We start from the raw sequence: 14,155 nt of genomic DNA, 5'->3' as shown, positions 1-14,155 counted from the left end.
AGATAAGGAGAATAGAATGACAGAACTTTCACCAAAATATAATCCAGCCGAGGTTGAGGCTGGACGTTACGCTAAATGGCTTGAAGAAGATGTGTTTAAGCCGTCAGGAGATGAGACGGCAAAACCTTATTCTATCGTGATTCCACCACCAAATGTGACTGGAAAACTTCACCTTGGGCATGCCTGGGATACGACGCTTCAAGATATTATTATCCGTCAAAAACGCATGCAAGGCTTTGATACCTTGTGGCTTCCAGGTATGGACCATGCTGGTATTGCAACGCAAGCTAAGGTTGAGGAGCGTTTGAGAGAAGAGGGCATTTCACGCTATGATCTTGGTCGTGAGAAGTTCCTTGAAAAAGTCTGGGAATGGAAGGATGAATACGCAGCGACTATCAAAGAGCAGTGGGGTAAGATGGGCTTGTCCCTTGATTATTCTCGTGAGCGTTTTACCCTAGATGAGGGCTTATCTCAAGCGGTCCGCAAGGTTTTTGTTGAGTTGTATCAAAAAGGTTGGATTTACCGTGGTGAATTTATCATCAATTGGGACCCAGTAGCTAGAACAGCTCTATCAGATATTGAGGTCATTCACAAGGATGTTGAGGGTGCCTTTTATCATATGAACTATGTATTAGAAGATGGTTCTCGTGCCCTTCAAGTCGCAACAACACGTCCTGAGACCATGTTTGGTGATGTGGCTGTAGCGGTCAATCCAAATGACGAGCGTTACAAGGATTTGATCGGGCAAAATGTCATCTTACCAATCGTCAACAAGCCTATCCCAATCATTGCTGACGAGCATGCTGATCCAGCATTTGGAACAGGTGTTGTTAAAATCACACCTGCTCACGATCCTAATGACTTTTTGGTCGGTCAACGTCATGATCTTCCGCAGATTAACGTTATGAATGATGACGGTACGATGAATGATTTAGCGGGTGATTTTGCAGGAATGGACCGTTTTAAAGCGCGTCAGGCAGTGGTAGCTAAGCTAGAAGAGTTAGGGGCTTTGGTTGAGATTGAAAAGCGTGTGCATTCTGTAGGGCATTCTGAGCGTAGTGGTGCTGTGGTAGAGCCACGCTTGTCAACCCAATGGTTTGTCAAGATGGATCAGCTCGCTAAAAATGCTATGGCTAATCAAGATACGGATGATCAAGTGGCGTTTTACCCACCACGCTTTAATGATACCTTCTTACAATGGATGGAAAACGTGCATGACTGGGTGATTTCTCGTCAGCTATGGTGGGGACATCAAATTCCAGCTTGGTACAATGAAGATGGCGACATTTACGTTGGCATGGAAGCTCCAGAGGGCGATGGCTGGGTCCAAGACGAAGATGTACTTGACACGTGGTTCTCTTCAGCCCTTTGGCCGTTTTCAACAATGGGCTGGCCTGATGAAGAGGCTGAAGATTTCAAGCGCTACTTCCCAACGTCAACCTTAGTGACAGGCTATGACATCATCTTTTTCTGGGTGTCACGAATGATTTTCCAATCTCTTGAATTTACAGGGCGCCGTCCTTTTGAAAATGTCCTTATCCATGGACTTATTCGTGACGAAGAAGGGCGTAAAATGTCTAAATCACTAGGCAATGGTATTGATCCTATGGATGTCATTGATAAGTATGGTGCGGATGCTTTGCGTTGGTTCCTCTCAAATGGCTCTGCACCAGGGCAAGATGTCCGCTTCTCCTATGAAAAAATGGACGCTTCATGGAATTTCATCAATAAAATCTGGAATATTTCGCGCTATATTCTCATGAATAATGATGGATTGACCTTAGAAGAGGCACGTGAAAATGTCGCTAAAGTGGCAAACAGCGAGGCTGGTAATGTCACAGATCGCTGGATTTTACATAATCTTAATGAAACTATTGCTAAGGTCAGTGACAACTTTGATAAATTTGAATTTGGTGTGGCTGGTCATCTTCTCTACAATTTCATTTGGGATGAATTTGCGGATTGGTATGTCGAGTTGACCAAGGAAGTACTATATAGCGACAACGACGCTGAAAAAGTGATGACTCGATCTGTCTTACTTTATACTCTGGATGCTATCTTACGCCTGCTTCATCCTATCATGCCATTTGTGACGGAAGAAATTTTTGGACAATATCAAGATGCTAGCATTGTAACAGCCGCTTATCCAATCGTTAGGGCTGAGTTTGTCAATGAAGAGGCTCATATGGGTGTTGAGAGTCTTAAAGACTTGATTCGCGCGGTACGTAATGCTAGAAGTGAGGTTAATGTTGCCCCAAGTAAGCCGATTACGCTTTTAATCAAGACAGCAGACACTTCCCTTGAAGCTTTCTTCAAGGCTAATAGTAACTATATCAAACGCTTTACCAATCCTGAAAAACTGGAGATTTCATCTACTCTGGAAGCTCCAGAATTAGCGATGACAGCTGTTATTACAGGTGCGGAAGTTTATCTCCCATTAGCTGATTTGTTAAATGTCGCTGAAGAGTTGGCTCGACTAGACAAAGAGCGTGCCAAATGGCAAAAAGAATTGGACATGGTAGCTAAAAAATTGAGTAATGAGCGCTTTGTCCAAAACGCTAAGGCAGAAGTCGTTCAAAAAGAGCGTGATAAACAAGCAGACTATCAAGCCAAATACGATGCGACAATAGCACGTATTGAAGAGATGAAAAAATTAACTAACTAAAAAAGAACAGCATAGGCTGTTCTTTTTAATAGCTCAAAAGTATTTTGTCATCTTGTTGATATATTATTGTCATAAAAACGTTACTTTAGTATAATAGAAGTATCGCTTAAGCACTAATATAGCAATTGATATTTTGCAAGGTTGAAAAACCTTATAAGGCTATTTTTGTGATAAAATAGTAAGGAGAGTTTTTTGGAGAGAATGGTGATAAAAACGTTAGAAATGAGACCCAGATGTTAAGAAAACAGGATAAAAAGACCATCAAGAGAGTTGCTAATCTACCCTTTCGCCTCAATGGCTTATTTTTTGCTGTTGCCCTTTTATTTTTGATTTTGCTCTTTCGTTTGGCACAAATGCAGTTGATCAATGCTGATTTTTACCAGAAAAAATTAACAGCCTCAACGACTTATACCGTCAAGTCACCCAATCAACGTGGTAAGATATATGACGCGACAGGGACGCTTCTAGTCAACAATGTTGAGCGTAATGTCTTAACTTTTACGCGTAGCAATATGATGACGACTCACTACATCAAGGAGTTGGCACAAGAATTACCAAATTATGTGACGTTGACAGATAGCAAGGTCAGCACACGAGATAAGAAGGACTATTATTTGGCAGATAGCGAGACTTATAAAAAGGTTGTAGATGCTTTACCTGATGATAAAAAATATGACTTTTTTGGGAATTCTTTGACAGAGTCAACGATTTATAAAAATGCGGTAGATAGTGTGACAGATGCCGAGATTGATTATCCTGAAGATGAGTTGAAGGTGATTCACGCTTTTATAGAGATGAGTGCCGCTCAGACTTTTGCCACAGTCAATATCACAACAGATGCCCTTAGTGATGAGCAGATGGCAGCAATTGAGGCTCACCAAAAAGATTTGGAAGGTTTGGCGATCTCTAAGACCTGGGATCGTGATGTGGCGGATACGACGTTAGCTAGTCTGGTGGGAAGTATCTCCTCTGAAAAGACTGGGCTTCCTGAAGAAGATGCTAAGGACTATCTGAAAAAAGGGTATTCCCTTAATGATCGTGTGGGAACCTCTTATCTAGAAAAGGCTTATGAAAGTGATTTGCAAGGTGAACATACCGTTCGGACAGTGACGGTCAATCGTAAAAATACAGTGGTGAGTGATGATATCACCAAACAAGGCTCAGCTGGTGATTCGCTAAAATTAACAATTGATTTAAATTTTGAAAATCAAGTGCAATCGATTCTTGAACAGTATTATAACGCGGATATTGCCAATGGTCAGGCAGTTTACTCAGACGGTATTTATGCAGTTGCTATTGAGCCTTCTACAGGCAAGGTATTAGCACTAGCAGGATTAAAGCATGATGTAGGCTCTCCTACGGCTAGCCGTGATATTTTAGGGACAATCAATAATGTCTTTACACCAGGATCGGTAGTCAAAGGGGCAACCTTGAGTGCTGGATGGCAAAATAATGTCTTGTCTGGCAATGAAGTCCTTAATGACCAAGAAATCTTAGGGATAAAATCATGGTTCACCTCAGGCGTGCTTCCGATAAATGCGGTTCAAGCGCTAGAATACTCCTCTAATACCTATATGTTGCAAATTGCCCTTCGTCTGATGGGAGAAAACTATGAGCCAGGTAAGAGCTTATCAGGTGAGGATTATAAAGAAGCTATGGATAAGCTACGAGCTACTTTTGCAGAGTATGGACTAGGAACGACAACAGGGCTTGATTTACCAGAAGCGATAGGTTATATACCAAGTCAGTTTAACTTTAGTGATACTTTATTTGAATCATTTGGACAGTATGATTCTTACAGTCCGATGCAGCTGGCACAATATATTGCAACTATCGCTAATGACGGAAAACGTGTCTCAACACATGTGGTAGAAGGCATTTATCAGCAGACAGATGGTAATCTAGGCGAAAAGCTCAAGGACGTATCAGGCCAATTGTTAAATACGGTCAGCCTTCCAGAAGGAGACATGGCTTTGATTCAAGAAGGGTTTTATGATGTTGTCAATAGCAACTCTTTGTATGCGACAGGTTCACAAATGAGGAGTAGTGTCACAACTATTAGTGGTAAGACAGGGACAGCAGAGACCTATACGAAAGATAGTGGCGGCAACACCGTTAAAACCGTTAACTTAAATGCTCTTGCTTATAATGAGGATAGAAGCATTGCCGTAGCTGTTCTTTATCCTCATGCGGCAACGACTAGCACTTATATCCACCAGCAAATTGCGCGTGATATTATTAACCAGTACGTCTCAAATCAAAATAATCAAGATTAAGGAGAGTTTTGTGCTTTACCCAACCCCTATTTCACAATTGATTGACAGTTTTTCAAAGTTGCCAGGTATTGGTATCAAAACAGCTACTAGGTTAGCTTTTTATACCATTGGCATGAGTGATGAGGATGTCAATGATTTTGCTAAACATCTACTTGCAGCTAAGCGTGAGTTGACTTATTGTTCGGTTTGTGGCAATCTTACGGATGATGATCCGTGTGCTATTTGCACAGATGACACGAGAGATAAGAGCACTATCTTGGTTGTTGAAGATAGTAAAGATGTCTCAGCCATGGAAAAAATCCAAGAATATCACGGCCTGTATCATGTGTTACATGGCTTGATTTCACCGATGAATGGTGTCAGCCCAGATGATATCAACCTTAAAACTTTAATTACACGCTTGATGGATAGTGAGGTTTCTGAGGTCATCGTAGCGACAAATGCCACAGCAGATGGTGAAGCAACGTCGATGTATATCTCACGCGTCTTAAAGCCAGCAGGTATCAAGGTGACACGATTGGCACGAGGTTTGGCCGTTGGCTCTGACATTGAGTATGCTGATGAGGTGACTCTTTTACGTGCTATCGAAAATCGAACAGAATTGTAATTTTAAGACAGTATGACGAATAATTAAGTGGAGGTACTTTTATGGCAACATTTACATTTGAAATTGTAGAATCCTTATTGGTCTTATCTGAAAATGACAAAGGATGGACTAAAGAACTAAATCGTGTGAGTTTTAATGGGGCGGAACCAAAGTTTGATATTCGTGCTTGGAGCCCTGATCACACCAAGATGGGAAAAGGTATCACCTTGACCAATGAAGAATTTAGTGTGCTAAGAGATGCTTTTAAAGATTAATTAAGAAAAGTCTCCTCAATCGAGGAGACTTTTTTAGCGTTTGAGTAATTTTTTGATAGCTTGTATCATTTTATATTTATAAGGTGATGGGCTGTAGAAGAACTCACCTGGGGTTTGGATGATGTAGCCGTTAAAGTTTTGCTTAAAGCGTAAGACACCGTCACTTCCATCAAAGACCCCCTTGATACCTAAGAAGTTGTAAGAGGTGATGCCTTGTTTAATAGCCTTTAGCATGACGTGCTCTTGTAAAAGTGCAGGAGCGTAGAATTTATTAAATTCAGGGTAGGAGCCGCTAAAGAGGTAGTAGGCTTCCTTATCCATATAAGCAAAGAGGCTAGCACACAAAGGGACATCTTCGTGACCGTATTTGTCAATAAAGTCACGAGCTTCTTCTTTTCGGACCTCAAAGGTGTCGTACTGGCTAGAGAGTTCGCGCAATTGATTTTGCTTTTTCTCCGAATGAGGGTTTTGAGCGAGTCCTTCTTTGAGTTTATCAATTTTTGTTTTAAGTTTATCTTGTGAGGCTTGAAGATTGGCTAAATACTCTTCAAAATTAAGGCTGGCGACTAAAAATTCTGCCTTATCCCCAAAGCTGTCAAAGAGATATTGGTAATATTCTAGCGGTTTGTCATCAAACTCACGACGTTCAGATGTTGCTGATGTGATTTCCTTAAACAAGGAGAGTTGGTCACGCTCTAGGCGATGTATTTTAATACCAAAGGTCTTGGCTTTTTTGACTAGGCTCTTGCCTTTTTTACTAAAAGAGGCAAAAAGCTTGTCTGCACTAATATCTGTAAGGTCTTTGATATAGTACCAATCACCACTAGTGTATCCTTGTCTTAGTCCTGAGTGTTGGTAACCTAGGTCTGTCAAAAGGTTAATGCTATCGTCTTGAGCGCTAGCTGTTGCTTGTCCATCGCTATCATAACGTTGGTAAGCATAGTAAGGTTTGACAACTAAGGAGATGACCTTTTGACGTTTGGCAAAATCTTGTAAGGCTTTATAGAAGTCTTTTAGGTAGCGTTTGTCGGTGACGATAGGGCCATTATGAAGTCCCATATGGAGGCCACCAGCGACTGGTGTAGTATAGACCAAGGTAGAGATGACGAGTTTGTCATCTGCATAGTAGCCTAGTGTTGATACTTGATGGCCGCGTTTTGTAAGTAAGGCTGCCATCTCTGGGGATTGTTCAAAGAAGCTAGTCTCAGCTTCTAGGATATGGGCTTTGAAGGCCTGTTCTGAAATGTCTCTCAATACCATAAAATGATGTATTCCTTTGTTAAAAATTAGTTTGATTGTCAATCTTGATGAGATTGAAGATGAGATAGAGTATAAGTAGCTCTAATTAGTGTTTGCTTCGCATTTTTTTACGTAGTGTGTAAGCGAGATTGGATAAGGCATAGAGAGGTTTATTGACAGGAAGGTTAAATTCCCCCACAAATTCTTCAATAGTCGGCTCAAAGCGGGATTTGAAGTGGAAAAGTCCGCCGTCAAGATTATTTTCGATACCTCCCATATTTTGCCACCTAGAGCCACGCTCAAAAGCGTGCTTAGCTGTTTCAAACCATGTCAATAAAGCAGGTTGATAGCTGCGGAAGGTTTCGTCCATACCAGCATAGATATTTTCAGAAGTATCGCCAAATTCAAGGGAAATAGTCGCTGCTAAAGGAAGGCTATCACGCCCTGTTAATCTAGCTTGCTCTTTTAAAAAGGCGATTTCTTTTTCCAAGCGCTCGATGGTTTTTTTGTTGTTCTCAACTTTTGTTTGACGTGTTTGCTCACTAAAGGTCTCTTTTTCAGCTAGCGCTTTATGGAGTTGTTGCTCTAGTGTCTTTTGGCGCTCAGAAAGATCGAGGATAGCCATGGTGACATAAGAGTGCTCTGGATAGGTAGCGAGCAATTTTTGATAGTAATCTAAACCTCGTAAATGAATGTGTTTACGAGACTCAGTCTTTTTCATCAGAGCTGCAAAGTCCTCTAGCAACTCACTACCGCCAAAGATAACCTGAACACCTTTATTTTGCGCCGTGCGTAGTGCTTGGCGATTTTTCTTTGAAAGATTGTCTAGTGAAAATGTCTCAGCGTAGATATTAGTTTGAAAACGAGGTTGGATGGTCTCTGCCAAATCACTAGTACGTCCACTCCACTCAGCCCCACAAGCAGTGAGTGTATCAATAGCAGCTAATGTTTCAGGATTGTCTTTAGTATCTGAAAGGTTATCTGCATGACTTTGACGTAGATAGAGCATAGGGTCAAATTTGATAAATAAAGCCCTCTTTTGCTTAGCATAGCGTTTAAGCGAATCCAAAACAAAAGAGACCAGCTCTTTGTCTTGATAATCCATAACAGGTCCACGTGGGATATAAAACATGCTAAAGCCCAGAGGTAGTGGTCTAATCAAGATGCTGGCACTGGCTACCAGTAGCCCATCTTGATAAAAACCGATACGCTCATTATTCCAGTTGTCTTTTATCTTTGCCCAGCTAGAGCTTTGTAGCAGATTGGCTTGCAAGGTGCTTGCAATAAAAGCGTCATGCTCTTGTTCAGAGATGCCGATTTTGTATGTGAACATTACTTGAGTACCCAGTTTCGAAGGGCGTAGGCCACTCCGCTTTCTTCGTTTGATTTTGTGATGTATTTGGCTATTTTTTTCAACTCAGGATTGCCGTTTTCCATGACGACAGGATTGGCAACGGTCTCTAGCATGGCACGGTCATTTTCTTCATCACCAATTGCCATGGTCTGTGAATGTTCTAAGCCCATTTTTTCAGCTAGATGAAGAAGTGCAGCTCCCTTGCTGACAGTTTTAGGTAAAAGCTCAAGGTAAAAAGGTGTTGATTTGACAAGATTAAAGCGCTCTTTATAGCTCTCAGGAATCTGAGCTATGGCAGCGTCTAATACAGAAGGCTCATCAATAAACATCATCTTAATGATAGCTTTGTTGCGCATCTCTTCTGGTGTACGGTAAAAGACAGGCATTCCGACCAATTGTGCTTCGTGGACAGTGTATTTTCCGATATTGCGATTGGCTGTGTAGATCCCATCTTTAGTGATAGCGTGCATATGGACACCTAACTTACGACTGAGTAACTCCAAGTCAAGATAATCATCATAGCTAAGTGTTTCAGAGATGATATCTTGACCTGTAGCGGTATCTTGGACAAGACCACCGTTAAAGGTGATGACATAGTCACCCTCATCTCTAAGATTAAGATCATTTAGCAGTTGTTTGACACCAGCAATAGGACGTCCTGTGGCAATCACCACTTTGACACCTTGCGCTTTTGATTCTTGGATAGCGTCATAGACGTCCTTTGTGATACGACGATCACTCGTTAAGAGGGTACCGTCAATATCTACAGCAACTAACTTGATAGACATAAGTTGTATTCTCCTTTGTTAATGTTCTCAAAAACTCATCTACTATATTACTAAAATTTAGCTTATTTGTCATGATGGGCAAGCCCACAAGGGATAAAATGTTCATTTTGAATGTATTGGCTAAACGTTTTTTGCTCATCACTAAAGAGGCTATCACTTTCTAGCATCTCTTTTGGAAAGTAAAAACGTCTATCGCCATAAGTCTGTCCAGATAATGCTGAGACGATAGGTGATAAGGTTGATAATTCTGCTAAGCTACCGTCTTTTTGGATGATGGCAATCTCAACGCGAGGGTCAGTAGTATCTGGACGGTAGATATCATATGGTAGATCAAAGCTGGCATGAATACCTGTGTAATAATCGTCTTTAAAGCCAACTTGGCAGATAAGTTGACGTAGTTTGTCAAGTTTATTTTGGTCTTTTTGATCAAAGGTGATGGACTTAAAGACCTTACGATTGATAAAACGGCTGGCTAAGTCAGCTAAAATAGGATCTGGAGAGCTCATCCAAGCTTGAAAGTAAGTGGTCATCACCCCATCATCAAGGGCTAGATAATCGTCTAAGCTTTGCTTTTGTTCAAAAAAAGTCAGCAGATGAGGTGAGGTATCTCTAAAATAGTCAGGTGTCTGTTGGTAGAGCTCTTTGGCGCGCTTTAGCAGGTTTTGAAGCAATACCTCCATAGCACGACTGGCAGGGTGAAAATAGACTTGCATATACATTTGGAAGCGACTCACGATGTAATCTTCTACAGCGTGCATACCGTTTCGTGAAAAGGCAATGCCATTGTCAATAGGCTCGATAACCCGTAAAATACGGGTCAAATCAAACTGTCCATAGTGCGCAGCAGTGTAATAAGAATCACGCAGTAGATAATCCATTCGATCGCAGTCTATCTGACTAGAGATAAGGGAGACGACTTGTTTATTAGGATAGGTATGATTGATGACGCTGGCTACTTTTTCAGGAAAGTCAGGACTGACCTTTGTTAAAATGTGATAAATGTGCGTGGTTGGGTTGGTGATAATCTCTTGTGTGTAGCGCTCATGGTCTGTACCAAAAAGGCGCTCAAAGGTATGAGAATAAGCACCGTGCCCAATGTCGTGGAGAAGCCCAGCCACCATAACAAGCAAGCTCTCATTTTTATCCCATCTATCAGGGTATTTTCGCTCGAAGATACTAGTGATTTGTCTAGCAATTTCATAAACTCCAAGACAATGTGAAAAACGACTATGCTCGGCACCATGAAAGGTAAAAGCAGTCGTTGGGACTTGTTTGATACGTCTAAGACGTTGAAATTCTTTACTATTGATGAGGTCATAGATGACTTGATTGTTGACATGGATATAATTGTGAACAGGATCACGAAAGACTTTTTCATTCATATAATCATTATATCAAAAAATCACAAACTTGACTGTTAGTCAAAGACCACTGATAGGAACATAGCGAGATTAGGTGTTTTAAGGTATAATAAAACTAACGCTCATAAGGAGCACATGACAATGAAGTTAGAAGGGACTGTGTAATGCAAGTAACGATTCATAATGAAATAACATTTGATCAAGAGACTGAAGTGATTCATGAAGTACATGACTGTCAGATGATTGAAAAGGGAGTGTTTAGTTATCTGACCTATCAAAATGCTGAATCTGAAAAAGTCATCCTCAAGTACAACGAGGAGGAGCTGACGATGACACGCTTTTCAGCGCCTAAGTCCATCATGCGATTTCATAAACATCAGGATGCTCTTGTCATGATTCCTACGCCTTTAGGTATCCAGCAGTTTATGACACAAACAGCCTACTATGCCCTTGATAAAGCTGCAAGGACTTTAGAGATCAGCTATGCCCTAACTCAGCTAGATGGGCAGACGACTTTTGCTCAATATCGACTGATGATTTCTTGGCAATAACAAGCATAAAAAAGGTCATTTGGCTTGTTTATTGCTCGTTTTTTTGCTATAATATGACCCATATTACATATCAAGGGAGTAGCAGACAGTGATGAGCTACCATGTTTTGGGATAGTAGTCACTGTGGTATGGTCGTCATTACGAAAGAAATTTCCGGCTATACCTTAAACGGCGAGACTTGTTTGTCAAAACAGGTCTCTTTTTTGTAGCCCTGTAACATTAGAATGGAGGACAAAAAACTTGTCAAAAGAGCAAAAAAAGGAAGCCTTTTATGCTGAAAGTGCTAAAGAAGTGCTGGCTGCTGTTGACTCGACTCAAGAAGGTCTAAGCAGCCAGGAAGCTTCTAAGAGACTTGAGGTTTATGGGCACAATGAACTTGAAGAAGGCGAAAAGCGTAGCCTTCTATCGAAATTCTTGGATCAGTTCAAGGATTTGATGATTATTATCTTGTTGGTTGCCGCTATTTTATCTGTGATCACCTCAGGTGGCGAAGGCATTACAGATGCTATTATTATCTTGACCGTTGTAGTGCTAAATGCTGCTTTTGGTGTTTACCAAGAAGGGCAAGCAGAAGCTGCTATTGAAGCTCTTAAAAACATGTCCAGTCCCTTAGCGCGTGTACGCCGTGATGGTCATGTCACGGAAATTGACTCAAGAGAGTTGGTTCCTGGTGATATTGTTCTCTTAGAGGCTGGCGATGTGGTACCAGCGGATATGCGCCTGCTTGAGTCAGCGTCTCTAAAAATCGAAGAAGCAGCTTTAACAGGTGAGTCTGTCCCTGTTGAAAAAGATGTGCTAGCAGATGTAGCTCTTGATGCAGGTATTGGTGATCGTGTCAATATGGCCTATCAAAATTCCAATGTGACCTATGGACGTGGTGTCGGTCTTGTGACAAATACAGGGATGTACACAGAAGTTGGTCATATCGCAGGGATGCTAGCTAATGCTGATGAAACAGACACACCACTGAAACAAAGCTTGAATCAACTCTCTAAATTTTTGACCTATGTGGTTATTATTATTGCGGCGATCACGTTTGCAGTAGGTGTCTTTTTACGAGGGGAAGAACCACTCTCAGGCTTGATGACAGCGGTAGCCTTAGCTGTTGCGGCCATTCCTGAAGGCTTACCTGCGATCGTGACAGTAGTTCTATCGTTAGGAACACAGACATTAGCTAAGCGTAACTCTATCGTTCGTAAGTTACCAGCTGTTGAGACGCTAGGTTCTACTGAAATCATCGCCTCTGATAAGACAGGGACTCTAACGATGAATCAGATGACAGTTGAAAAGCTGTTTTACGATGCTAAGTTGCATGACTCGTCTGATAGTGTTGAGTTAGGCTTAGAATTACCTTTACTACGTTCAGTTGTTTTGGCTAATGATACTAAGATGGATGCTGATGGCAAACTGATAGGTGATCCAACCGAGACAGCCTTTATCCAGTATGCTCTTGATAAGGGCTATGATGTGGCTGCCTTTTTAAAAGAGTATCCTCGTGTAGCTGAGTTACCGTTTGACTCTGAGCGTAAGCTTATGTCAACGATTCACCCACTAGCTAATGGTCAATATTTAGTAGCTGTCAAAGGGGCTCCAGATCAGCTCTTGAAACGCTGTGTTATGCGTGATAAAGAAGGCGATATTGCTCCGATTACTGAGCAAGTGTCTGCTCTTATTCGTGAAAACAATTCTGAAATGGCGCATCAAGCCTTGCGTGTCTTAGCAGGTGCTTATAAGATTATCGATGATATTCCAGAAGATTTGGTATCTGAGATTGTCGAAAAAGACTTGATTTTTGCTGGTTTGGTCGGAATGATTGACCCTGAGCGTCCAGAAGCAGCTGAGGCTGTTCGTGTGGCCAAAGAGGCAGGTATTCGTCCGATTATGATTACAGGAGACCACCAAGATACAGCAGAAGCTATCGCTAAGCGTCTTGGTATCATTGATCCAGCGGATACAGAAGATCATGTCTTTACGGGTGCTGAGCTAGATGAGTTGTCGGATGAGGAATTCCAAAAAGTCTTCAAGCAATATTCTGTTTATGCGCGTGTATCACCAGAGCACAAGGTACGTATTGTTAAGGCTTGGCAAAATGATGGTAAGGTCGTTGCCATGACAGGTGATGGGGTCAACGATGCTCCATCACTAAAGACAGCAGATATCGGTATTGGTATGGGTATCACTGGTACGGAGGTATCTAAAGGTGCTTCAGATATGGTGCTTGCTGATGATAACTTTGCAACGATTATTGTTGCTGTTGAAGAAGGGCGTAAGGTCTTTTCAAACATCCAAAAATCTATCCAATATCTCCTATCTGCCAATATGGCTGAGGTCTTTACGATTTTCTTTGCAACTCTATTTGGCTGGGATGTGTTAGAGCCAGTACACCTCTTATGGATTAACCTTGTGACCGATACGCTACCTGCGATTGCGCTTGGTGTTGAGCCAGCAGAGCCTGGTGTGATGACACATAAGCCACGTGGACGCAAGTCAAGCTTCTTTTCTGGTGGTGTTATGGGAGCCATCATTTATCAAGGTATCCTACAAACCTTACTTGTCTTAGGTGTTTATGGCTGGGCGCTACTGTATCCAGAGCATACGACTTATCATGAAGTTCATGAGGATGCACTGACTATGGCTTATGCGACACTTGGTCTTATTCAGCTAGTTCATGCCTTTAATGTGAAATCGGTTTATCAGTCTATCTTTACGGTTGGTTTATTTAAAAATAAACTCTTTAACTGGTCTGTACCGATAGCCTTTGTCTTGTTGATGGCAACTATTGTTATCCCAGGCTTCAACGGCTTCTTCCATGTCTCACATCTTTCTGTGACACAGTGGGTAGTCGTTGTGATTGGTAGTTTGTTGATGGTTGTCTTTGTAGAGCTTGTCAAAGCTATCCAACGTGCTACTGGGCAAGATAAAAAAGCTATTTAATAGCTAAAAGGTATCTTGCTACCGTCAAGCTCAGATAAATGAGCAGTTAAAAAAGTTAGTTTTTTAGAAGGTATGATTCCCTAATAATAAGGGAGTCATACCTTTTTATGTTTCTTGTGGTCTGTG

10 protein-coding genes are annotated in these 14,155 nt (G+C 41.5%); 6 read left to right on the top strand and 4 right to left on the bottom strand.

The window, feature by feature from the left end; translation table 11 throughout:
- The first annotated feature begins 16 nt into the window (after positions 1-16).
- The 4 genes from ACLN19_RS02865 to ACLN19_RS02850 all read left to right on the top strand — a co-directional run bounded on the left by ACLN19_RS02865 (position 17) and on the right by ACLN19_RS02850 (position 5,802).
- Entirely contained in the window at positions 17-2,665 is a 2,649-nt protein-coding gene (locus ACLN19_RS02865) for a valine--tRNA ligase (RefSeq protein WP_413383078.1), read from the top strand.
- A gap of 233 nt (positions 2,666-2,898) precedes the next feature.
- Entirely contained in the window at positions 2,899-4,941 is a 2,043-nt protein-coding gene (locus ACLN19_RS02860; protein WP_413383076.1) for a penicillin-binding transpeptidase domain-containing protein, read from the top strand.
- Positions 4,942-4,951: 10 nt separating this feature from the next.
- Positions 4,952-5,548 (top strand): recombination mediator RecR, encoded by a 597-nt coding sequence (gene recR, locus ACLN19_RS02855; protein WP_413383074.1) that lies wholly within the window; start codon positions 4,952-4,954, stop codon positions 5,546-5,548.
- A gap of 41 nt (positions 5,549-5,589) precedes the next feature.
- A complete protein-coding gene (locus ACLN19_RS02850; protein WP_413383072.1) occupies positions 5,590-5,802 on the top strand; it encodes a YdbC family protein in 213 nt (70 codons plus the stop codon).
- Positions 5,803-5,835: 33 nt separating this feature from the next.
- Here the strand turns inward: ACLN19_RS02850 and ACLN19_RS02845 are convergent, their stop codons facing one another.
- The 4 genes from ACLN19_RS02845 to ACLN19_RS02830 all read right to left on the bottom strand — a co-directional run bounded on the left by ACLN19_RS02845 (position 5,836) and on the right by ACLN19_RS02830 (position 10,565).
- Positions 5,836-7,062 (bottom strand): aminoacyltransferase, encoded by a 1,227-nt coding sequence (locus tag ACLN19_RS02845; RefSeq protein ID WP_413383070.1) that lies wholly within the window; start codon positions 7,060-7,062, stop codon positions 5,836-5,838.
- An 85-nt stretch (positions 7,063-7,147) separates the two neighbouring features.
- Complete coding sequence (locus ACLN19_RS02840) at positions 7,148-8,374, bottom strand: aminoacyltransferase (RefSeq protein ID WP_413383068.1); 1,227 nt, start codon at positions 8,372-8,374, stop codon at positions 7,148-7,150.
- Complete coding sequence (gene yidA / locus ACLN19_RS02835; RefSeq protein WP_413383066.1) at positions 8,374-9,183, bottom strand: sugar-phosphatase; 810 nt, start codon at positions 9,181-9,183, stop codon at positions 8,374-8,376. Before yidA ends, ACLN19_RS02840 begins: the two co-directional genes overlap by 1 nt.
- Before the next feature lie 62 nt (positions 9,184-9,245).
- On the bottom strand, positions 9,246-10,565 hold the full coding sequence (locus tag ACLN19_RS02830) for an HD domain-containing protein (protein ID WP_413383064.1): 1,320 nt from the start codon (positions 10,563-10,565) through the stop codon (positions 9,246-9,248).
- Between the two features lie 143 nt (positions 10,566-10,708).
- Here ACLN19_RS02830 and ACLN19_RS02825 point away from each other — a divergent pair, with 143 nt between their 5' ends.
- Positions 10,709-11,095, top strand: a complete 387-nt coding sequence (locus ACLN19_RS02825; RefSeq protein ID WP_413383062.1) for a YwiB family protein — start codon at positions 10,709-10,711, stop codon at positions 11,093-11,095.
- Positions 11,096-11,335: 240 nt separating this feature from the next.
- Complete coding sequence (locus ACLN19_RS02820; protein WP_413383060.1) at positions 11,336-14,029, top strand: cation-translocating P-type ATPase; 2,694 nt, start codon at positions 11,336-11,338, stop codon at positions 14,027-14,029.
- Positions 14,030-14,155: the final 126 nt, after the last annotated feature.

Source organism: Streptococcus lishijunsis, from assembly GCF_047290665.1.
Taxonomy (GTDB): Bacteria; Bacillota; Bacilli; order Lactobacillales; family Streptococcaceae; genus Streptococcus.
This window is presented reverse-complemented; position numbering and strand designations above follow the sequence as displayed.

What these genes read in the sequence shown, in the direction of transcription:
- ACLN19_RS02865 (WP_413383078.1), top strand. Translation starts at nt 17, where the DNA reads ATGACAGAACTTTCACCAAAATATAATCCAGCCGAGGTTGAGGCTGGA.
- ACLN19_RS02860 (WP_413383076.1), top strand. Translation starts at nt 2,899, where the DNA reads ATGTTAAGAAAACAGGATAAAAAGACCATCAAGAGAGTTGCTAATCTA.
- ACLN19_RS02850 (WP_413383072.1), top strand. Translation starts at nt 5,590, where the DNA reads ATGGCAACATTTACATTTGAAATTGTAGAATCCTTATTGGTCTTATCT.
- ACLN19_RS02845 (WP_413383070.1), bottom strand. Translation starts at nt 7,062, where the DNA reads ATGGTATTGAGAGACATTTCAGAACAGGCCTTCAAAGCCCATATCCTA.
- ACLN19_RS02840 (WP_413383068.1), bottom strand. Translation starts at nt 8,374, where the DNA reads ATGTTCACATACAAAATCGGCATCTCTGAACAAGAGCATGACGCTTTT.
- yidA (WP_413383066.1), bottom strand. Translation starts at nt 9,183, where the DNA reads ATGTCTATCAAGTTAGTTGCTGTAGATATTGACGGTACCCTCTTAACG.
- ACLN19_RS02830 (WP_413383064.1), bottom strand. Translation starts at nt 10,565, where the DNA reads ATGAATGAAAAAGTCTTTCGTGATCCTGTTCACAATTATATCCATGTC.
- ACLN19_RS02825 (WP_413383062.1), top strand. Translation starts at nt 10,709, where the DNA reads ATGCAAGTAACGATTCATAATGAAATAACATTTGATCAAGAGACTGAA.